This window comes from uncultured Pontibacter sp., from assembly GCF_947502515.1.
In the GTDB taxonomy this organism is placed as follows: domain Bacteria; phylum Bacteroidota; class Bacteroidia; order Cytophagales; family Hymenobacteraceae; genus Pontibacter.
Genome location: NZ_CANNAI010000002.1, coordinates 58,332 through 77,778, shown reverse-complemented (window position 1 = coordinate 77,778; position 19,447 = coordinate 58,332). Strand labels below are relative to the sequence as shown.

The following is a 19,447-nucleotide window of genomic DNA, read 5'->3' as shown; positions in this document are numbered from 1 at the left end:
GTTTAGCTGTAAACTACCACCTATAAAACAAAAAGGATGACACCGGCACCAGGGCCAGTGTCATCCTTTTCAAGGATCGTAAATAGTTCGTTATCGCTCGAGGGTTTTGAACACCATGTGCGTCAGAAAATCCTCTAGCTCAGTGCCACCGTCTTCTTGTATGTTTGTGAGCGAAGGGAGGTGCAGCGCAAAGAACTTCTGGTAATGCGCACTCTCCGCTATCGTAGAGACCAAAGAGGCCGGATGCTTGTACTCCGGGTTGATCTCGCGCACGATATCGGCTATACGCTTACACAGGCGCTTATAGCTCAAAAAGAAGCCTTCCTTATTGTTGGCATCCACCTCCTTGGTGAGGTAGGCTTTGGCTGACTCGGCTACCACTATGCGCTGCAGGGTTACTTCGTCGATGTGCTCAAATTCCATGTCGTTTTCGATGCGTCCCGACAAAATGCTGATCGCAATGCGCAGGCGGTCTTCAGGTGAATTGATGTTGTTAATAGCAAACACTAACCTGTATTCCAGCCAGTTCCAGTACCACGAGATCAGGTATGAGAGCAGCATATGCTTGCTCTCAAAGTACCTGTAGATCGTCGCCTCTGTGCTGCCGATGCGCTCAGCCAACTTCTTAAAGGTGAAGGCCTCCAAGCCCAGCTCATCGATCAGAAAGATACCGTGTTTGATAATATCACGACCTTTCTCTGATGCTTCGGGGTCTTTGAGATATACCTTCTCCTCTACTTTGATCTTAATATTTGCCAGCAAGTTCCTCATGCAGGGTTTCAGTCATATTTTCTACATCGTCATAGAAGGTCACTACGCCGGTTTCTACGTCGTACATGCCACCTACGATGCCAATCTCGCCTTTTTCTATCATTTCACGAAGGATTGGGCTGTTTTTCTTGATCTCGCCTACCGTCCACACAACGTTGGTTTCAGCTACTTTCTCTACAAAATCCGAATTTTTGGAGTTTCTTTCGCCATCATACTCCACTGCATTCACAGCAGGCTCTATCTTGTGCAGCAGCGTGCTCAGGTTGCCCATCTCTACGTGGTCGCAAGCACCCTTGATAGCGCCGCACTTGCTGTGACCCAGCACCACTACCAACTTAGAGCCAGCCACTTTGCAGGCAAACTCCATACTACCCAGAATGTCCTCGTTCACGATGTTACCGGCGATGCGGGCACTGAATATGTCGCCAAGGCCCTGGTCAAAAATCAACTCAGCTGAAGTGCGGGAGTCGATGCAGCTCAGGATAATAGCAAATGGATACTGCCCCTCTGACGTTTCGTTCACCTGCTGCAGCAGGTTGCGGTTCGCTTTCAGGTTGTTTACAAAGCGCTTGTTGCCTTCAACCAATATCTCTTTTGCGTGCTGTGGTGTCAGTTCTGCCTGTGTCTCTCTGTTTTGGGTTCTCATTGGTGTAGTCTTTTATAGTAGTTTAGTAAAATGATGACTTGTTAAAACTTCATGCCCTCGTACTCCAGCTTTTCATCTTCAGCCGTCTGTTTTATGGTAAGTTTAATATTATTGCTACGGGCGGTCTCTTTGTAGTTCTCGATCAGTTCGATCACGTCGGGGTCTACCACGGCCGAGCGGGACATGTCTATTTCCAGTTCAGCGCCTTCCGGCACTCTGCGAAGTTCCTCCAAGATATTGCCCTTGTTCAGGAAAGTCACTTCCTCTGCCAGCACAATGCGGTACTTCTCTCTGCCTGCCTGTGATTTCTCCTTCACTACGGTGTGTGACACGTGGTAGCTGTTTTTGAGGATAAAGAAGATACCCACTACCATACCAATGCCTATACCTGTGAGCAGGTCAGTGAACACGATGGCCAGCACGGTTACTACAAATGGCAGAAACTGGCTCAGGCCACCACGGTACATGGCTTTGAACAGGGCCGGCTTGGCCAGCTTATACCCTACCACGAACAGAATAGCGGCTAGTGAGGCAAGCGGTATCAGGTTGAGCAGACCAGGTATAGCAATTACGCTGGCCAGGATCAGCACACCGTGGATAAGGGCCGAAAGCTTGGTACGGCCACCGGACTGAATGTTGGCCGAGCTGCGCACGATCACCTGCGTAACAGGCAGACCACCGATCAGGCCCGATACGATGTTACCGACGCCCTGCGCCTTCAACTCGCGGTTAGCCGGGCTGATACGCTTCTGTGGGTCCAGTTTATCGGTCGCCTCCAGGCAAAGCAGGGTTTCAAGGCTGGCTACGACTGCAAGCGTGCCTGCCAACATTAACACCTCGTAAGTGAGGATACGGCTGAAGTCAGGCGCGGTAAACTGCTGAAAGAAGCCTCCCACACTCGTTGCCACCGGCAGTTCCACCAAGTGGTTAGCGCGCAAGGCCATCTCCGGGAAGGCATTCAGGAACACTAGGTTCAGGACAATACCCAACACCACCACCACGAGCGGACCCTGTATGATCTGGAAAATTTTGCCTTTCTTAGACAATACCATATCCCAGAAAATCAGGATAGCCAGGGAAAGCGCACTGATGATAACCGCTGCAGGTGATATGTAACGTAAAGAGTTAAAGATTAATGAAAAAGTGGTTTCGCCAGATGGCTCCAGGAAGTGTAGACTACCCTCGTAGCTTTCATCATACCCAAAGGCATGCGGAATCTGCTTGAGGATAATGATCACACCGATACCCGAAAGCATCCCCTTAATAACCGAGGAAGGGAAATAATACCCGATGCTCCCCGCTTTCAGAAATCCGAGTACCAGCTGCATGACACCAGCCAGCACTACAGCAGACAGAAACACCTCAAAACTGCCCAGGCCCTCAATGGCATGCAATACAATCACGGCTAGGCCTGCCGCCGGACCACTTACCCCCAGCTGCGAACCGCTGATAAGTGTTACGACTATACCTCCTACAAAGCCGGCAATGATACCGGAAAACAGTGGAGCGCCGGACGCCATGGCAATTCCAAGGCAAAGCGGTACTGCGACCAAAAAGACCACAATACCTGCCGGCAGATCATTCTTTAACTCTTTAAAGGTAACCATAGCGCTTCTTCTTCAATGGATAGGTTTAAAACTTGTTACAATAGTATTACTTTAACGCCACAAAGTAAAGCACTGTTTAGTTCAGTTCCCAACTTTTTTTGAGTGACTTTTATCAGATTGGCAGTGATCTTCATCATTTTTTTTGATGCAGGACGGGTGTAACTCGCAGCTTGAACAGCCAGGGTAGACAGATGTTCGCTTAGGGCGTGTCTTTTTAATGTCGTAAATTTGCCTTTGAAAAGTATCAGGAAGGCTCTATGGGTTTTACCTTCGTTTTAAAATCAACTTCGCTTACAAGTATGCAACAGTGGACTAAACTGAATAAAGAGACAATCCGGACCATCGTATTCAACGCCTTAGAAGAGAACGTAAATTTTTATGACGAGAACATATTGGGTATACCGGGTTCCCACCTCGATAATAAGGTGTTTTACCAGGATGCGCCTTTTTTGAAAGATGCCCCCTTCCTGACAGCCCTTATTCATAACCCAAACCACATCGGCTGTCATACCCTGGGAGCTTCCGAGTCTTTTTTCAGAGGTACGCACCAGATCGAGCGTGAGTTGATTGGTCTCTGCGCCGAGCAAATCCTGAAAGCCGAGCCGGGCAGCTGCGACGGCTATGTGGCAGCCGGCGGCACCGAGGCCAACCTGCAGGCCATCTGGATCTACCGCAACTACTTCCGCAACATAGACGGTGTGCGCAACGACAGCATCTGCATCCTCTGCTCCCGCGACAGCCACTACTCCATGAGTAAGGCCGCCAATGTGTTTGACCTCGATATCGCCACAGTACAGGTCGATGACAACACCCGCGCCATTGATGAGAAGCACCTGCAGGAGGTGATCACCACTCAGAAAGCAAAGGGAAAAAGCCACTTCATTGTGGTGGCCAACATGATGACAACTATGTTTGGATCAGTGGATAACGCCGATATATATGCAGCTGCACTTGAAGCCAATAACTGCCAGTTTATGATTCATGTGGATGCGGCTTTTGGTGGCTTCATCTACCCTTTCACTAACCCAAACAATACGCTAAACTTCCAGAATAAATACATCACCTCCGTGACCCTGGATGCCCACAAGATGGTGCAGGCACCTTACGGTACGGGTATCTTCCTGATCCGGAAAGGCTTGATGCAGCACGCCAACACCAAGGAGGCGAGCTATGTGGAGGGCGAGGACTTTACGCTGATCGGCAGTCGCTCCGGCGCCAACGCCATCGCTGTCTGGATGATCCTGATGACCTACGGGCGCTACGGCTGGGAGGAGAAAACCACTACCCTGCTCAACCGCGCCGTCTGGCTGGCTGCTGAGCTCGACAAGGCAGGTATAGCCTACTACCGCAACCCCTACTCCAACATCATCACGATCCGTAGTGAGCACCTCAACAAGGGCATTGCCGGCAAGTATGGCCTCGTCCCGGACAACCACCAGGATGCCAACTGGTATAAAGTAGTGGCGATGGACCACGTGACCATCGACCGCCTGATCCCGCTGCTGGAAGACCTGAAGGCTTATCAGCATGAAGCTTGCCTGGCGGAGTAGCTCTATACCTGATGATTATCTTATAAAGCAACAAAGGCTCCTTTAACGGGAGCCTTTGTTGCTTTATAACGCTTTGCTATACCTACAGCGCCTCCATAAGCTGCCTCCGGGTAGCTGCGCCTGTGCCTTTATAGTTTTGCAGGAACAAGGCCAGCTTGTCCATGGTCTGGCTCAGTTCCTGCAGCTCCGGCAGGTATACGATGCGGAAATGGTCTGGCTGCTGCCAGTTAAAGCCAGTTCCCTGCACCAGCAGAACATGCTGCTCCTGCAGAAAGTCCAGCACAAAAGCCTGGTCATCGGCAATGGCGTACTTCTTCACATCGATTTTCGGAAACAGGTAAAAGGCGCCTTTCGGCTTTACGCAGGTGATGCCAGGTATAGCGGTCAGTTTTTCGTAACAGATGTCCCGCTGCTGGCGCAGCCTGCCAGTTGGCAATACCAGGTCCTGCATGTGCTGATAACCTTCCAGAGCCGCCTGTATAGCAAACTGCGCCGGCACATTGCTGCATACCCGCAGACTGGCCATGGTGTTCAGCCCGTCGATGTAGCTTTTGGCCTTGGCCTTGTTGCCGCTCACCAGCATCCAACCAGCCCTAAAACCAGCTGCCAGGTAGTTTTTGGAAAGTCCGCTGAAAGTCACTGTCAGCACCTCGTCCGAAAAAGTGGCCGTGGAACGGTACTCCACCTCATCGTACAGGATCTTATCATAGATCTCGTCTGAGAACAGCACCAGGTTGTGCGCTGCAGCCAGCTCGACCAGCTCCTGCAGCAGTTCCGGGGCGTATACCGCGCCGGTCGGGTTGTTGGGATTAATGATCACAATGCCTTTGGTGCGGCTGTTGATCTTACTCCTGATATCGTTCAGATCAGGGTTCCAGTCCGAGGCTTCATCGCAGAGGTAGTGCACCGCCTTGCCGCCCGAGAAGCGCACCGCCGCCGTCCAGAGCGGGTAATCCGGTGAAGGCACCAGCACTTCGTCTCCCTCATTAAGCAAACCCTGCACCGCATGCAGGATCAGTTCGCTCACCCCATTGCCAATGGAAATATCGTCGGTGTGAATGCCGGTTATACCTTTGGCTACATAGTAGTTCCTGATCGCTTCGCGGGCCTGCAGAATGCCCTTATGGTCGGAGTAGCCCTGCGCATGGCGCAGATTGTCCAGGATGTTTCGGATTACCTCCTCGGGTGCGTCAAAGCCGAAGGGAGCCGGATTACCGATGTTCAGCTTCGTGATACGATGCCCCTCCAACTCCAGTTCCTTCGCCTTCTCATAAATGGGCCCGCACAGTTCATAGTGAACCGCATCGAGCCGCGTGCTGCGTTGTATCATGTAGGTATAAGTTTCCTCAAAAATAGGAGTTTGCCTTACATCATGTGCTAGTACAGGTATAAAATGTTTCGCCCTGTTCTATTAAGCATATCTGCACCCGGCACTGCCATTGCACACCAACTAACGCTCAGAAAAACCTGTTGAAAACAGGCACACCTGAATTAAACTTATTATTAATGCACCGACTTACTATAACCTGAAAAACAAATCATTAAAAAACCTCCTGCAGATTAGGCAGGAGGTTTTACAAATTAACATTAGCAGGCGCTACAGTGCATCTGTCATATCATCCAGTTCACGTGCATGTTCTAGATGCATACGCAGCGTAGGCAGTATCTTCTGAGCGAAGGCCCGCAATTCGGCATCCTCCAGATCCTCGACAGCCTGCTCGAAGAGTTCTACCGCGTCTTCATGCGCCTCCTCCTGCACATCCGCAAAGTCTTTGTCGAAGTCTACTCCTGTCTTACCGTTAAGCCGGATTATAATAGCCTGCTTGTCCTGCGGCAGCGCGGTGGGCACCTGCAGGTTTTTCTGCTGCGCCAGCGCCATTAGCTCCTGGCTGGAAGCAGTATGGTCAGCCACTATTTCTGTGGCAAAGTCCCGCACCTCCTGCATAGTTGACTTCTGAAGCGCCATATTGCCGGTTTCTATTTCAAACATATCGCTGACGGCAGCACGTTGCACAAACTCCTGTGCTGTCAGACGGCCCAGGTTCGGATCACTATTATCATCGTCATCATCACAGCTCACTAAAAACGCAAGTGGAACAAATAGCAGCAACAACCTCCATCTCAGATCTTTCATTTGTTTCATAGTTAAATACTTAAGTTTACGGATTTATAAACACGCTGGAAAAGTATAATTCATTCCCACATATTTTTAACGCAGCTATTGCTTCTCCAGCTATTGAATTTGTACTGAATTGAATCCGTATAAATACATAATACACACATTGCCATACTTTTGTATTCCAATTATAACATTGAACCACTGCAATATAAATCTGCACGATAGGTATAACTAAGCTGGTTTCTCAGTTTTCAAGCCCCTCAGCATTTTAAATTTCTTAGCTAGCCATAACACCAGGTATAGCCTGCCAGCGCCTTTGTTAAATACAAGCTTAGCCAGACTCCCAGGCGTATATAGCTTGGCATTCATTCCATTGCCTTCTTTCTGCTTTTGCTTTCAGACAATTTGCAAGGTTCTTCTTAAAGCAGAACCAAAAACTAATTTTTTTAGTATATATTGCCAAATATATTAGCAAAGTCTATATTTGAGGCATGTGTCGCGAAAGAGACCAAAAGAGAAAGTACTATGGAAAAAACACATACTCTGAATACCCTGCCGGAGAGTCTCGAGTTGCTCCCGCTCCGGGCCACAGAACTACTTGAGTTACCTATCAGCCAGAGCTATGTAGCCGCAGGCTTCCCCTCCCCGGCCGAAGATTACCTGGAAGACAAGATCAACCTGCAGCAGGTGCTCATCCGCAACCCCACCGCCACCTACTTGGTGCGGGTGCGGGGCGAGTCCATGCGTGATGCCCGCCTGCACGACGGCGACATACTGGTAGTAGACCGCTCCCTGAAGCCCAGTCACGGGCACATCATCATCGGCGTAGTGGACGGCGAGTTTACGGTAAAGCGCCTGCTCCAGAAAGGGCTTCGGCTATACCTGCAACCGGCCAACGAACTGTACCCGCCCGTGGAGATCACCGAAGAAATGGATTTTAAACCCTGGGGCGTTGTGGTGTGGTCGCTTCACAAGGTAAACGGCGGCCATGACTAGTCTTTTTGCCCTCGTGGACTGCAACAATTTCTACGCCTCCTGCGAGCGGGTATTCGATCCGAAACTGGAGGGCAAGCCCATTGTGGTGCTCTCCAACAACGATGGTTGTATCATCGCACGGTCCAACGAAGCCAAGGCACTGGGTATACAGATGGGAGAACCAGCATTTAAAGCAAAGGATACGATAGAACAGCATAATGTGCACGTTTTCAGCAGCAACTACACCCTGTATGGTGACATGTCAGCACGGGTGATGCAGACGCTCGGGCAGTTCACTCCCAACCTGGAGGTATACTCTATCGACGAAGCTTTCCTGGACCTGGGCAACTTCTATGGCCGCGACCTGAACCAGTATGCCGGAGAAATGCGCCATACCGTAAAGACATGGACAGGTATACCAGTGTCGGTGGGTGTAGCCCCGACCAAGACACTGGCCAAGCTGGCCAACCGGCTTTCCAAAAAGTCGAAGAAGGCGGATGGCGTGCTGGTGCTGACCGATGAACGGCATATACAGGAAGCTTTGCGACGCACTGAGGTGGGCGATGTATGGGGTGTGGGCAGACGCTACGCCCGCAAGCTGGCAGCTTTTGGCATCCATACGGCCCTGGACCTACGCAACATCTCCGATGCCTTTGCGAAGAAACACCTGACCGTGGTAGGCCTGCGCACCGTGCGGGAGCTACGCGGCGAGCCCTGTCAGGATCTGGAGATGGTAGCGCCCAACAAGCAGCACATTTGCACCTCCCGCTCCTTTGGTGGTCCTGTGACCGAGCTTTCGCAACTGAAAGAAGCCACCGCTAACTATGCTTCGCGCTGTGCTGCCAAGCTGCGCCGCCAGCAGAGTTGTGCAGGCGCTATTACAGTATTCCTGGAGACAAACCGCTTCCGGGAGGGTGACGCCCAGTACTTTAACAGCAAGACCATTGCGCTGCCTACGGCCACCAACAGCACCCTGGAACTGCTACACTACGCCAATATGGCTCTGCAGGCGCTCTATCGAGCAGGCTACCGCTACAAGAAGAGCGGCGTGATCGTATCGGAGCTGCGGCCCCAGAACCATGTGCAGACTTCCCTGCTCGACACTGTGGACCGCGACAAGCACCAGCGCCTGATGCAGACCCTCGACAAACTGAACGGCGCCTTAGGCCGTGACACGGTCACCTGCGCAGCGCAGGGCACCACCCGACCCTGGCAGCTCAAATGCGAGAAGAAATCGCCGTGTTATACCACCCAGCTGAAAGGCCTGCTGTGTGTCGGGACAAGCTAAGGTTTAGGTAAAGAGGCTTACAAGTTCAAACACCCTGCTTCTCCTCAAAAAAAGGTTGGCTTACTCAGAGGAAGAATTCGAATTCCCTGTCACCTTGTAAAGAAACTTGCTTGAAAGGAGGACTGCTTCATCTGTCACCAGGATCCTAGCAGGATGACAAAATTGAAATCATAGAATCATTAACAAGAGAATCACCGCTACTATGAAAGCAGAAGAATTTTTGAAAGGGCGCGGCGCACAGTACAATCCCGCTAACCCCTACCTGAAGCAGGAATACGTAGCCGAGCACATCGAGGGACTGGACGAGGCGATGCTTTCTAACTCTAAAACGGAGTTCTTTGCGGAGCACCCCAAAAAGATCGTGAATAAGGTGGAAAGCCCGGATCTAGGGCTCTCCTATTCCATGAACCCCTATCAAGGCTGTGAGCATGGCTGTGTGTACTGCTATGCCCGCAACTCACACCAGTACTGGGGCTACGGCGCCGGCCTAGATTTCGAGCGAAAGATTATCGTGAAAGAGAATGCCCCGGAAGTGCTGGCCCGTCAGCTGGAAAACCAGAAATGGCAGGTAATGCCCATTATGTTGGCTGGCAACACCGACTGTTACCAGCCCATCGAGGCGAAGAAGCAGTTAACCCGCCGTATGCTGGAGGTATTGCTGCAGTACCGTCACCCGGTCAGCATCATTACCAAAAACGCCCTCATCCTGCGCGACCTCGACTTACTGCAGGAACTCAATAAGCTGGACTTGGTGCATGTGAACATCAGCATTACGACTCTCGACGAGAAGCTGCGCCAGAAACTGGAGCCCCGCACTGCCACCGGGGCTAGACGTCTACAGGTGGTGAAGCAGCTAGCAGACGCCGGTATACCTGTTAATGTAATGGTAGCGCCCATTATACCTGGGCTCAATGACTCCGAGATTCCGGCTATCATTAAAAGTGCAGCCGAGGCGGGTGCCAGCAGTGCGGCCTATACCATTGTGCGGCTCAATGGCAGCATCGGCCCCATCTTCGAAGATTGGATCCGGGAGGCCTTCCCCGACCGCGCCGATAAGGTGCTAAACCAGATAGCCGACTGCCACGGTGGTCAGCTAAACGACAGTCGCTTTGGTACACGCATGCGGGGTGAAGGCAAATTCGCCGAAGCTATTAACAAGCTTTTTCATATGAGTCGCAACCGCTACATGGCTGGCCGAAGCATGAAAACTTACAACTATAAGCACTTCTGTACCAGAGCAGGTATACAGATGGACCTCTTTTAAAAGTTGAAGCGGGTACAGGTATAAAACCTGTACCCGCTCCTTCTTCTATGGGGACCTTGATGGCTTAAAGTGCACCTTTTATCTTATTGATGATTCCTCCTTTCCCGTCCATCTGCTCTACCTGAGCATGACCTCTTGGATCTGGTGGCCCGAGCTGGGGTTCACCACCCTGGGGCTCTGCCGGTGTCATCTTAAACTCACCTTTCCCATCCATGGAAGTACCCTGCGACCAACGGCCTTCTGCTCGTGGCGCCCCGTTAATGGCCGTGCTCACAAAAGCGTAGTTGAACTGCTGATTCTCCTCAGCCTGCGGGAAACTGTTCGGGATTGGGTGAACACCTTCTAAGCCGCCAAGCTCTTCTAACACGGCCAGCCACTGGTTCTGGTGCATGGTATCGCGGGCGATCAGGAAGGCAAGCATGTCCTTCATACCAGGGTCGTCGGTTGCTTCCCATAGGCGAGTAGCCAGCACGCGGCCCGTGGACTCGGCCATTACATTGGCATACATATCAGCGGCCAGGTTACCGCTCCCCACTACCCAGGAACCGTTAAAGGGAACCCCGTTACTGTCGACTGCCATTGCAGCGAGACCTGAGGAAAGCACGTGTCGCGGATTCATCCCGCCCATCACAGCGCCAATTACCTTATCTTTAGCCATATCCTCTTTCAAAGAGAGCGGAGCCCCCTCCAAGTTCAGCGCTACGGCCGTAGCCAGCATTTCGATATGGGCCATTTCCTCTGTTCCCGTTTCCAGTAGCATGTCGCGGTACTTGGCAGGCCCCCTCGCACCCCAGGCCTGGAACAGGTACTGCAGACAAACCCTGATCTCCCCCTCAATGCCACCAATGGCCTGCTGTAGCATATTGGCAAAGGCCGGGTTTGGCTTTTCTACTCTTACTTTGTACTGTAGTTTGTTATCATGATAAAACATAGATGTATAGGACTTATGAGTAAAACATTTCAGAACTTACGGCATGCAGTATCAGATGTTATTAATCAAGTATAAATACGTATCCATAAAATACAAATACATAGTTAAATGAAAGTATAGATATAGAAGCATGCCGTTGAAAATTTATCAGCGTTGCTACCTCCATACTACAACATTTTTCAGCTAACAAGGTATAGGAAGCAACCCCGCCGCCTGCTATTATAAGACAGCAAAACGATTACATGGAACCCGGAAAAGACATCATTGTAAACAGTTGGGCAGAGGTACAATCGGCCTTGTTCGACCACAGTTGGAACGAGAACATCAAGCGATTCCGCTCCTCCCATGTATACCGTGGCAGTTGGAGCAAAGAGTACGACCTGAGCACTAGTTTGACCCGCCTCGGCAGCCGCTACTACGAACTGGAGCCACACATTCTGCGAAACTTCCGAAAGTACGCCCACAGCAATTCTGCTCCCGGCGATTCCGTTTGGAACTGGCTGGCGGTGGCACAGCACCACGGTCTCCCTACCCGCCTGCTCGACTGGACCTACTCGCCTTATGTGGCCCTGCATTTTGCCACCCAGAACCTCTCCAGCTATCATGAAGACGGCGCCATCTGGTGCGTGGACTATGTGAAAGCTAACGACTTTTTGCCGCTCAAACTGCAAACGGCTATCAAAGAAGAAGGCTCCAACGTGTTTACGCCCGAAATACTGCAACCCGTTTGCTCCTCCCTCAAGGAACTGGCTTTGCTACAGAATAAAGAATATGTGGTGTTCCTGGAGCCGCCTTCACTAGACGCCCGCATCGTGCACCAGTACGCTTTGTTCTCCCTTATGTCAACGGCGCAGGCCAATATGAGCCAATGGCTGGAGCAGCATCCGGAACTGTACTTTAGAGTGATCATTCCAGCCGGACTGAAGTGGGAAATACGCGACAAACTGGATCAGGCCAATATCACCGAGCGGGTGCTCTTTCCAGGTTTGCAGGGGCTGAGCCAATGGTTGAAGCGCCACTATACGCACGAGTAAGTTTTTTACTAAAAAAGGGAGTCTAGTCGCTGTTTCCTCACAAAATATCTATACTTTAATAGACTATTTACATCGGATACCCATACCCAGCCATGAATTCCTTTTTACTCACTACCCGTGAAGCGATCAAAAGCTTTGTGCTGAACAACTTACCACCCTATCACATTAAAAAACACCTAAAACCTGCTGCTGCAGTATTGGCAGCTACACTCCTGCTAGGCTCCGCCTCCTGTACCCAGGACAAAGAAGTTCATTCGGCTACGTTGCCGGCTTCAACTGAAAAGTACGAACTGCCGGCTCAACCAGCTGACAGCACTGCCACCGCTTCTAGCGACACTGTAGCGGCACAGACACCAACTGTTGCACCTGCGCCAGCATCTGCTCCTGAAGCACCTACCGTATACCCAGGACCTGAGCCTCTGCCAGGTGCTATCCTGCCGCACAAGCGCATTCTGGCCTACTATGGCAACCCATTGTCAAAGCGCATGGGCATACTGGGTGAGTATCCGGTGGATGAAATGCTCCGCCGCCTGGACGAGGAAGTCGCCAATTGGACGAAGGCGGATTCCCTGACACCGGTGCAACCTGCCCTGCATGCCATCGTGGTAACAGCACAGGGGCACCCCGGTCGTGGCGACAAGTACCGCCTGCGCATGACCGATAAGATGATCGAGGATGTGCTGGAGATGGCCAGACAGCGTGACGCTATTGTGTTTCTGGACGTACAGGTGGGCCGCAGCACCCTGCCCGAAGAACTCCCCCGCCTGACCCAGTTCCTGAAGTTGCCGAACGTGCACTTAGGTATAGACGCTGAGTTTGCGATGAAGGACGGCGAAGTACCGGGTAAGAAAATCGGAAGTTTTGACGCCGAGGATATCAACTACGCCACCGGAATGCTTGCTGACATCACAAAAGAACACAACCTGCCGCCTAAGTTGCTCATCGTGCACCGATTCACGCAGCGCATGATTCAGAATTCGCAGGATATCAAACTAAGACCAGAGGTACAAGTGGTCATGCACATGGACGGCTGGGGACCACCGGCGCTGAAAAGAGACACGTACCGCCGTTTTATCGCCAAAGAGCCGGTACAGTTTACAGGCTTCAAGGTGTTCTACAAGAACGACACCCGCAACAACTCCCGCCTGATGACGCCTGAAGAGATTCTGAAGCTTAATCCAAAGCCATTGTATATTCAGTACCAATAGAAATAAAAAGAGCGTAGCCGACGGCTACGCTCTTTTTATTTTGTCTTTCATCCAGGTGTCCACTAACTCCACTAACTTCTGGTTGAACCTGGGCCGGAAAGCATCTTCTTCTGCACTTCCTCGCCTCTTTACGTGCTCCTGCATGGTCCCTACTTCCATAAAACCATGGTCGGTGCGGGGCAGCAATTCAAAAGTAGCTTTGCCAGGATAGTAGCTGTTGACCAGGCTCACCACTAACTGAGCACCTGATGGGTCCAGAGCGGCCACATCGGCCTCTCCATAGATTGCCAGGGTATAGGCATTGGCATCGCGCCATGCCTGGCTCATGGGGAGGTCCTGCAGATCCTGCAGGAAGGTATAGTGCCGGCCATACAGGTGCCCTTGCCCATCATAGTCCATGATGTTTTCCAACGCAGAGCGGTAAGCAGGATTCTTTGCCAGTTCCTCCGGGTTTTTTTTCAGGATCATAAACTCATAGAGCAACGGTACTACGGTTCGCATGTCTTGGTCTACCTGCACGTAATCAGCCCCCAGGAGGGTGCGTTGGTCGCGGTATACCTCCAGCAGGTATTCAAACCAGGGCTTTCCGGTGATGCCATACACCATCAGGCCTTTGACTTTCTCCTTGGCGGCCATCAGCGGCGCCGTGTTGCCGCCAAGGGAATGACCGAACAGGAACACATTCTCCGGATCAACGGCAGGGTCCTGCTTCAGCAGCTTCAGACCGGCAGTGAAAGCCTCCAGCTCTTCCTGATAACCGATCTCGGTACAGGGCTTGCTTCCCTGGCTGTCACCGGAACCGGGCTTGTCCATCCTGAAAACGGCATAGCCCCGGGCTACCAGGCCATCGATCAGCTGTCGCTGCGGGTCTTCGGCCGGCAGGTTATCCAGGCTGCTGCAGCCATAGCCCTGCACAAAAAATACGGTCGGGAAGCGGCCTTTACCTTTTGGTTTTTTCAGGATGGAACGGGCATAGCGATTGTCAGGAAGGGGTACCTCGCCATACCTTACCTCCGCATTGGGGTCGGTTTCGAAAGGCATAGGTTGTACTTTTCCTTTTACAGTGGTCTGCTTACCCTTAAGATTGAGATCGAGTGTCACAGACTCTCCTGTGCGAAATTGGCGGGCCATCGCGGGCACATCCATGTAGTTGTTGACAGGTGTACCGTTGACACGCACAATCACGTCGCCGACCTGTAGCTTGAGGGCAGCGGCTGTACTGTTGGGGATCACACGCCTCACAAAGGCTCCTTGGGTGCTGGACAGGCGATTAGCAGTAGCCAGCGAGTCGGTGACCGGCGATACCTGTACTCCCAGGAAAGGACGGCGTTGCAGCTGCTGTCCCCATGCCGCAGTACAGGCAAAGAGGCAGAAGGCAAAGAGTAAGTAAATTGTTTTTTTCATAGTGCTGAATAACATGCTGATGCGTTGATGTACTCAATTTACGCGGTAAAATGAAGCTTTGCGAGAGGGGGCCTCTTAAAACAGGCACTTTTAACTAAATTTTAACCTTTTTGCCTGAAAAGGCTTTCTGATTATGGAAAATATTGCCGAAATTATCAGCATACCGCCACGCAGGTAAATAATTTAAAATTTTCAGGAATAGAAGTGAGTAAAAAGGCCCGGATTTTGCGTTACAGGTATAAGATAATTCAAGCCAATGCACTTATAAAGCCAGAAGGGCTATAGGCGCCAGAAACCACAAAAGCAGGGAATCATGACGCAATTGTTCAAGCTCTCCAATCTGACTACGTTTTTAGTTCGGTTCATTCAGATCATCATCGTATTCCCGATGGCGGTTCTGATCAGCTTTTACTTACCCCCTATCAGCTTCATCGACTATGAGCTGAATTTCCTGCTGTGCGTTATCCTGGCGGCCATCGTTTCTGTGATTGTGACCACCATCAGCAAAAAGCTGATCCTCCTCCTCTTTGTGGGAATCATGGGAGCTATGTTCTTTAACAGCACCTTCGACGATTATACAGTAGAGAACCTCTACGCCGATTACAATGCCATGCTGGTGAACATGACTAGCAACTCCAGCAAAGTATCTTATTTTAAACCGGTACGAGGTACTTACTTTCAGGAGCGCCGTGTGAAAAGTGCCATGCAGCCGACTCACCCTGTGGTGCGCTCCTTTGCTGTTGAGAACTCCACCCGCTTTTTTCATGACGAATACTACCGCAAGTATGGCAAGATGGTGCGCTACTTCTCGCTCTTTAAGCATGTACGCAACAGCTGGCGCTACGTAAACGACCCACTCGGCCTCGACTACTACTCTCCTCCTACTGAGAGCATCAAGCTACTGGCCGGCGACTGTGACGACTATGCCATCCTGATGGCTTCCTCTATTATGGCCATTGGCGGTGAGGCCCGCATCGTGATCTCACCAAACCACATGTACACCGAGGTGAAGATGGGAACCGTGGAAGACCTGGACAAGGTTAGCTATGCCGTGCGCTCCCTCTTCCCAGACGAAGTAACCGGCGGTAAAATTCACTTTCACGAAACAAACGGAGAGCTTTGGATTAACTTCGACTACACAGCGGGTTATCCGGGAGGTCCTTTCCTGGAGCCGGAACTGTATAGCGTGATCAACTTCACGAATTCTTAATACCGGTTTATACCTGACGGATAGCTAAATTTTGGGATTTATCGTACAAATGCTGCAGCCGCTTGATTAGCGGCTGTTTATTTTCTATACTTACCGTTTACAGCATAAAACGAACGAAAAAAATATGCCCAAAATCCTGATTATAGATGACGAACGGGCCATTCGCAGCACCCTGAAAGAGATCCTGGAGTTTGAGAACTATACCGTAGACGAAGCCGAGGACGGCCAGAAAGGCCTGCACCAGATTGGCAAGTCGAAGTATGATGTCGTGCTTTGCGACATCAAAATGCCAGGTATGGATGGTATAGAAGTGCTGGAAAAAGCCATGGAAATGGCTCCGGACACTCCTTTTATCATGATATCAGCGCATGGCACAATCGACACGGCCGTGGAGGCTACCAAAAAAGGTGCCTATGACTTCCTGCAGAAACCACCGGATCTAAACCGACTGCTGGTGTCCGTGCGCAATGCGCTAGACAAGTCGAACCTGGTGACCGAAACCAAGATTCTCAAGAAGAAAATATCGAAGACCTACGAAATGGTGGGTACTTCAGAAGCGCTGGGCCGCGTGAAGCAAGCGATTGAAAAAGTTGCTCCTACCGATGCCCGTGTGCTGATCACAGGTCCGAACGGATCAGGCAAGGAGTTGGTGGCACGTGCCATACATGAGCATAGCAACCGCGCCAATGGTCCGCTGATCGAAGTAAACTGTGCCGCTATACCAAGTGAACTGATCGAAAGTGAGCTGTTCGGCCACGAAAAAGGCTCTTTCACCTCCGCCGTAAAGCAGCGCATTGGTAAGTTTGAGCAGGCCAATGGCGGTACGCTCTTCCTGGACGAGGTGGGCGATATGAGTCTGTCAGCACAGGCCAAGGTGCTACGAGCTCTCCAGGAGCATAAGATTACTCGTGTGGGTGGTGACAAAGACATCCAGGTGGATGTGCGTGTGCTGGCTGCTACAAACAAGAACCTTCTGGAAGAGATTGAAGCCAAGACCTTCCGCGAAGACTTGTACCACCGTTTAGGCGTGATCCTGATCCATGTGCCGCCGCTGAACGAGCGCCGCGAGGATATACCTGATCTGGTGCAGAAGTTTCTGCAGGACATCGCCAACGACTACGGCAACAAGCCAAAGGCCATCACAAACGATGCGCTGGAATACTTAAAGACGCTGGACTGGCGCGGCAACGTGCGTGAACTACGCAACGTGGTAGAACGCTTGGTGATCATGAGCGGTCAGGAAGTGACGCTGGAAGACGCCAAGGCTTATGCCCGTCCTGCGGGCTCTTAACCATACCTTATACTCACCTATGCAAAGCGCCCCGACCAATTGGCCGGGGCGCTTTTATTTTATACCTGTCGTACTGTTTGAGGTTAGCTATTGCCGCAGTGTATGAGCTACCAGAAACCAGTATTTACACTTTTAAGCAATCCAATTACGCTGCCGCTTTGCCCTTCTTCAGCATACAGCATTGCTTGTATTTCTTCCCGCTGCCGCATGGGCAAGGCTCGTTTCGGCCCAAGCGTTTGCCATAGGGGTTAAGCAATTCCCGGAAGTTGATACGAAACCGCCTCTTAGGATTCTGCTGAAAGACTTTGGTCAGCATTTCGTACAGGCGCGGGTGCTTTTCAGCCAACTGGTCGGGTTTCTCGAAAAAATACTCCGTAACCACCGCAAAGAATTCTGCTTCGCTGGTCGCCCCATAATTGTTAATGTCCGACTTTCCTTTTTCGATCTGGCTAATCTTGCGGTACATCAGCTCTTCCCAGGGCTGCAGCAACTCGTCCGGTAGGTATGCTTTAGGCACACCGTCTATCTCGCCGTCGGCCTGATCGAGCATGTGCGCGAACTCGTGTATACCTACATTCTTACGGTCGGCCATGTCATTGAAGCCCTGTTCCAGCGCCGGTTTGGACAATGTAACGTAATGATCGTTTTGAAACGGGTTCACGCGCCCCAGTACCTCTGAAACAGCTTCATTCTCCTGATTCTTATATCGGTGGATACTACCGGGAAAAACCAGCACCTCTCCCAGGTTGTGATACTCCCAGTCCTTGAACCCGAAAATCGGAATGATGGCGCTGGAGCCGACCAAGACTTTAGTCGTGTCGTCTACCTCTGTGTCTATACCTGTGATGCGCTTTTCGGACACAAACAGGAGAAGTTTTCGTTCAAAGCGCTGTTTCTCTTCTTCGGTTTTTAAAGTATGGTAAAAGCCTACGCGATCCTGCAGAATCTTGCGCCACTCCACCGGAAAGCCTTTTTTCAGAATCTGCTTGCGGTGACGCTCCTTGCGGGTGGCCCACCTGTAAAACAGCAGCAGCATACCTGCTACCAGTGCAATAAAAAATACATAACCCATGGGCAGCTTAAACGGAAGATGGATGTTTTGGATGTTAGGCAATAAGATGTTAGGCGATCAATAGATTACAGCCCCGGATGTCAGAGTTATCAAATCGGCCCAGTACTTCAAAGGTTCCGTCAGGCTTCAGGCGCCCGATATCCTTCGTCTCAATAAAAGCACAGGAGTCTATATTGGCCAGATCGATGACATTGATGCCGCCTGAGCGCATATCCGGACGAATGTCAAAGGGATCATTGAGATCGCGTAGGAGTACCCGCAAGGTATAGCCCGGATGGAAATGGCCATCACCAAGCGAGTAAGCCTGTGAAAGCAGCTCCGTCATACCATACTCTGAGTGAATGGCTTGCACGCCAAAGCCCTGTTTCAGGTAAGCATGCAGTTCTTCCCGGATCATTTCCCGACGGCGTCCTTTCATACCACCGGTTTCCATGATGGTCACATGGCTGAAATCCTCCTGCCCTTTCAGTTCATCCGCCCAGTCTAGTAAGGCGTAGGATACACCAATCAGCAGTACTTTTTTTCTTTTCTGCTGTGCCCTTTTTACAGTTTGCAATAGCTCGTCATGGTTACGCAGGTAGAAGCCTTCCTCCTCCTGCCCCGATTGCTTCACGAAATAATCGACCATGGCTACGAGTGATGAACCACCCTGCTCCAGGTATGAAGGCAGCAGCGCCAGGACTACATAGTCAGTCAAAGGACCGTAGAATGACTCGAAAATTCGTTTTGTGGTGCGCAGGTACCATTCCAGGCTTGCGACCTGATGCTGACTGCGCGTCATCTGGGTGGTGCCGCTGCTATAGAAGGTCACCTCAGGTTCGAAAGTACCGGTTTTAACTTCGTGCGTCTTGAAAAACTCAATCGGCAGAAAAGGAATATCCTCGAGCTGAGTGACCTGCTTCGGATCGCGGCCTAAATGCTGCAAATAGTCATGGTATACCTGATTATGCTCAGCCTGGTACCTGAAAAGGGCCAGGGCAGTTTCTGTAAAATCGAAAGGCTGCTCTGCTAGTAATAACTGTAAATGTTGGGCTTTGAAGTCCATCCAAATTATTTATAACAATTCCTGTATCTGTT

Annotated in this window: 17 protein-coding genes; 8 read left to right on the top strand and 9 right to left on the bottom strand. The window is 51.1% G+C overall.

The annotated features are described in order from the left end of the window. Positions 1-90: 90 nt before the first annotated feature. Genes Q1A54_RS05115 through Q1A54_RS05105 form a run of 3 tightly spaced genes read right to left on the bottom strand, consistent with a single transcriptional unit; the run spans position 91 to position 3,024 of the window. Complete coding sequence (locus Q1A54_RS05115) at positions 91-771, bottom strand: TetR/AcrR family transcriptional regulator (RefSeq protein ID WP_196120546.1); 681 nt, start codon at positions 769-771, stop codon at positions 91-93. Beyond that, positions 746-1,417, bottom strand: coding sequence for a carbonic anhydrase family protein (locus tag Q1A54_RS05110; RefSeq protein WP_196120547.1), 672 nt, complete (start codon positions 1,415-1,417; stop codon positions 746-748). Before Q1A54_RS05110 ends, Q1A54_RS05115 begins: the two co-directional genes overlap by 26 nt. A 41-nt stretch (positions 1,418-1,458) precedes the next feature. Continuing rightward, the gene (locus Q1A54_RS05105) at positions 1,459-3,024 is read right to left on the bottom strand and encodes a SulP family inorganic anion transporter (protein WP_299985581.1); all 1,566 of its coding nucleotides are present in this window, start codon (positions 3,022-3,024) and stop codon (positions 1,459-1,461) included. 299 nt (positions 3,025-3,323) lie between these two features. Here Q1A54_RS05105 and Q1A54_RS05100 point away from each other — a divergent pair, with 299 nt between their 5' ends. Then, complete coding sequence (locus Q1A54_RS05100; protein WP_299985579.1) at positions 3,324-4,574, top strand: pyridoxal-dependent decarboxylase; 1,251 nt, start codon at positions 3,324-3,326, stop codon at positions 4,572-4,574. An 82-nt stretch (positions 4,575-4,656) separates the two neighbouring features. On the opposite strand, the gene Q1A54_RS05095 is transcribed toward Q1A54_RS05100, so the two are convergent. After that, positions 4,657-5,904 carry a pyridoxal phosphate-dependent aminotransferase gene (locus tag Q1A54_RS05095; protein WP_299985577.1) on the bottom strand — a complete coding sequence of 416 codons (1,248 nt, stop codon included), beginning with the start codon at positions 5,902-5,904 and terminating at the stop codon, positions 4,657-4,659. A gap of 267 nt (positions 5,905-6,171) precedes the next feature. Continuing rightward, positions 6,172-6,717, bottom strand: a complete 546-nt coding sequence (locus Q1A54_RS05090) for a DUF4142 domain-containing protein (RefSeq protein ID WP_299985575.1) — start codon at positions 6,715-6,717, stop codon at positions 6,172-6,174. A gap of 501 nt (positions 6,718-7,218) precedes the next feature. Between Q1A54_RS05090 and umuD the strand changes: the two genes are divergently transcribed. The 3 genes from umuD to Q1A54_RS05075 all read left to right on the top strand — a co-directional run bounded on the left by umuD (position 7,219) and on the right by Q1A54_RS05075 (position 10,220). Further along, the gene (gene umuD, locus Q1A54_RS05085; protein WP_007661021.1) at positions 7,219-7,689 is read left to right on the top strand and encodes a translesion error-prone DNA polymerase V autoproteolytic subunit; all 471 of its coding nucleotides are present in this window, start codon (positions 7,219-7,221) and stop codon (positions 7,687-7,689) included. Next, positions 7,682-8,956 (top strand): Y-family DNA polymerase, encoded by a 1,275-nt coding sequence (locus tag Q1A54_RS05080; RefSeq protein WP_299985572.1) that lies wholly within the window; start codon positions 7,682-7,684, stop codon positions 8,954-8,956. Before umuD ends, Q1A54_RS05080 begins: the two co-directional genes overlap by 8 nt. A 202-nt stretch (positions 8,957-9,158) precedes the next feature. Beyond that, a complete protein-coding gene (locus Q1A54_RS05075) occupies positions 9,159-10,220 on the top strand; it encodes a PA0069 family radical SAM protein (RefSeq protein WP_299985570.1) in 1,062 nt (353 codons plus the stop codon). Positions 10,221-10,284: 64 nt separating this feature from the next. On the opposite strand, the gene Q1A54_RS05070 is transcribed toward Q1A54_RS05075, so the two are convergent. Further along, entirely contained in the window at positions 10,285-11,151 is an 867-nt protein-coding gene (locus Q1A54_RS05070; protein WP_299985568.1) for a manganese catalase family protein, read from the bottom strand. Positions 11,152-11,393: 242 nt separating this feature from the next. On the opposite strand from Q1A54_RS05070, the gene Q1A54_RS05065 reads away from it, so the two are divergent. Both Q1A54_RS05065 and Q1A54_RS05060 read left to right on the top strand, forming a co-directional pair. After that, positions 11,394-12,185 carry an FRG domain-containing protein gene (locus Q1A54_RS05065; protein ID WP_196120555.1) on the top strand — a complete coding sequence of 264 codons (792 nt, stop codon included), beginning with the start codon at positions 11,394-11,396 and terminating at the stop codon, positions 12,183-12,185. A gap of 92 nt (positions 12,186-12,277) precedes the next feature. Further along, entirely contained in the window at positions 12,278-13,393 is a 1,116-nt protein-coding gene (locus Q1A54_RS05060; RefSeq protein ID WP_299985566.1) for a hypothetical protein, read from the top strand. A gap of 24 nt (positions 13,394-13,417) precedes the next feature. Here Q1A54_RS05060 and Q1A54_RS05055 read toward each other — a convergent pair whose 3' ends face one another. After that, positions 13,418-14,797, bottom strand: a complete 1,380-nt coding sequence (locus Q1A54_RS05055; protein WP_299985564.1) for an alpha/beta fold hydrolase — start codon at positions 14,795-14,797, stop codon at positions 13,418-13,420. 313 nt (positions 14,798-15,110) lie between these two features. Here Q1A54_RS05055 and Q1A54_RS05050 point away from each other — a divergent pair, with 313 nt between their 5' ends. Next, positions 15,111-16,007 carry a transglutaminase gene (locus tag Q1A54_RS05050; RefSeq protein WP_196120558.1) on the top strand — a complete coding sequence of 299 codons (897 nt, stop codon included), beginning with the start codon at positions 15,111-15,113 and terminating at the stop codon, positions 16,005-16,007. Between the two features lie 124 nt (positions 16,008-16,131). Beyond that, positions 16,132-17,298 (top strand): sigma-54 dependent transcriptional regulator, encoded by a 1,167-nt coding sequence (locus Q1A54_RS05045; RefSeq protein ID WP_076421651.1) that lies wholly within the window; start codon positions 16,132-16,134, stop codon positions 17,296-17,298. Between the two features lie 145 nt (positions 17,299-17,443). On the opposite strand, the gene Q1A54_RS05040 is transcribed toward Q1A54_RS05045, so the two are convergent. Together Q1A54_RS05040 and Q1A54_RS05035 are read right to left on the bottom strand one after the other, a co-directional pair. Beyond that, positions 17,444-18,412 carry a zinc-dependent peptidase gene (locus Q1A54_RS05040; RefSeq protein WP_299985560.1) on the bottom strand — a complete coding sequence of 323 codons (969 nt, stop codon included), beginning with the start codon at positions 18,410-18,412 and terminating at the stop codon, positions 17,444-17,446. A 7-nt stretch (positions 18,413-18,419) separates the two neighbouring features. Then, positions 18,420-19,415 (bottom strand): acyl transferase, encoded by a 996-nt coding sequence (locus Q1A54_RS05035; protein ID WP_299985558.1) that lies wholly within the window; start codon positions 19,413-19,415, stop codon positions 18,420-18,422. Positions 19,416-19,447 lie beyond the last annotated feature (32 nt).

Bases quoted from the DNA above. Each gene is read 5' to 3' on its own strand.
- Q1A54_RS05090 (WP_299985575.1), bottom strand. From the start codon at position 6,717: ATGAAACAAATGAAAGATCTGAGATGGAGGTTGTTGCTGCTATTTGTT.
- Q1A54_RS05065 (WP_196120555.1), top strand. From the start codon at position 11,394: ATGGAACCCGGAAAAGACATCATTGTAAACAGTTGGGCAGAGGTACAA.
- Q1A54_RS05045 (WP_076421651.1), top strand. From the start codon at position 16,132: ATGCCCAAAATCCTGATTATAGATGACGAACGGGCCATTCGCAGCACC.
- Q1A54_RS05110 (WP_196120547.1), bottom strand. From the start codon at position 1,417: ATGAGAACCCAAAACAGAGAGACACAGGCAGAACTGACACCACAGCAC.
- Q1A54_RS05080 (WP_299985572.1), top strand. From the start codon at position 7,682: ATGACTAGTCTTTTTGCCCTCGTGGACTGCAACAATTTCTACGCCTCC.
- Q1A54_RS05035 (WP_299985558.1), bottom strand. From the start codon at position 19,415: ATGGACTTCAAAGCCCAACATTTACAGTTATTACTAGCAGAGCAGCCT.
- Q1A54_RS05070 (WP_299985568.1), bottom strand. From the start codon at position 11,151: ATGTTTTATCATGATAACAAACTACAGTACAAAGTAAGAGTAGAAAAG.
- Q1A54_RS05075 (WP_299985570.1), top strand. From the start codon at position 9,159: ATGAAAGCAGAAGAATTTTTGAAAGGGCGCGGCGCACAGTACAATCCC.
- umuD (WP_007661021.1), top strand. From the start codon at position 7,219: ATGGAAAAAACACATACTCTGAATACCCTGCCGGAGAGTCTCGAGTTG.
- Q1A54_RS05050 (WP_196120558.1), top strand. From the start codon at position 15,111: ATGACGCAATTGTTCAAGCTCTCCAATCTGACTACGTTTTTAGTTCGG.
- Q1A54_RS05055 (WP_299985564.1), bottom strand. From the start codon at position 14,797: ATGAAAAAAACAATTTACTTACTCTTTGCCTTCTGCCTCTTTGCCTGT.
- Q1A54_RS05115 (WP_196120546.1), bottom strand. From the start codon at position 771: ATGAGGAACTTGCTGGCAAATATTAAGATCAAAGTAGAGGAGAAGGTA.
- Q1A54_RS05105 (WP_299985581.1), bottom strand. From the start codon at position 3,024: ATGGTTACCTTTAAAGAGTTAAAGAATGATCTGCCGGCAGGTATTGTG.
- Q1A54_RS05100 (WP_299985579.1), top strand. From the start codon at position 3,324: ATGCAACAGTGGACTAAACTGAATAAAGAGACAATCCGGACCATCGTA.
- Q1A54_RS05060 (WP_299985566.1), top strand. From the start codon at position 12,278: ATGAATTCCTTTTTACTCACTACCCGTGAAGCGATCAAAAGCTTTGTG.
- Q1A54_RS05095 (WP_299985577.1), bottom strand. From the start codon at position 5,904: ATGATACAACGCAGCACGCGGCTCGATGCGGTTCACTATGAACTGTGC.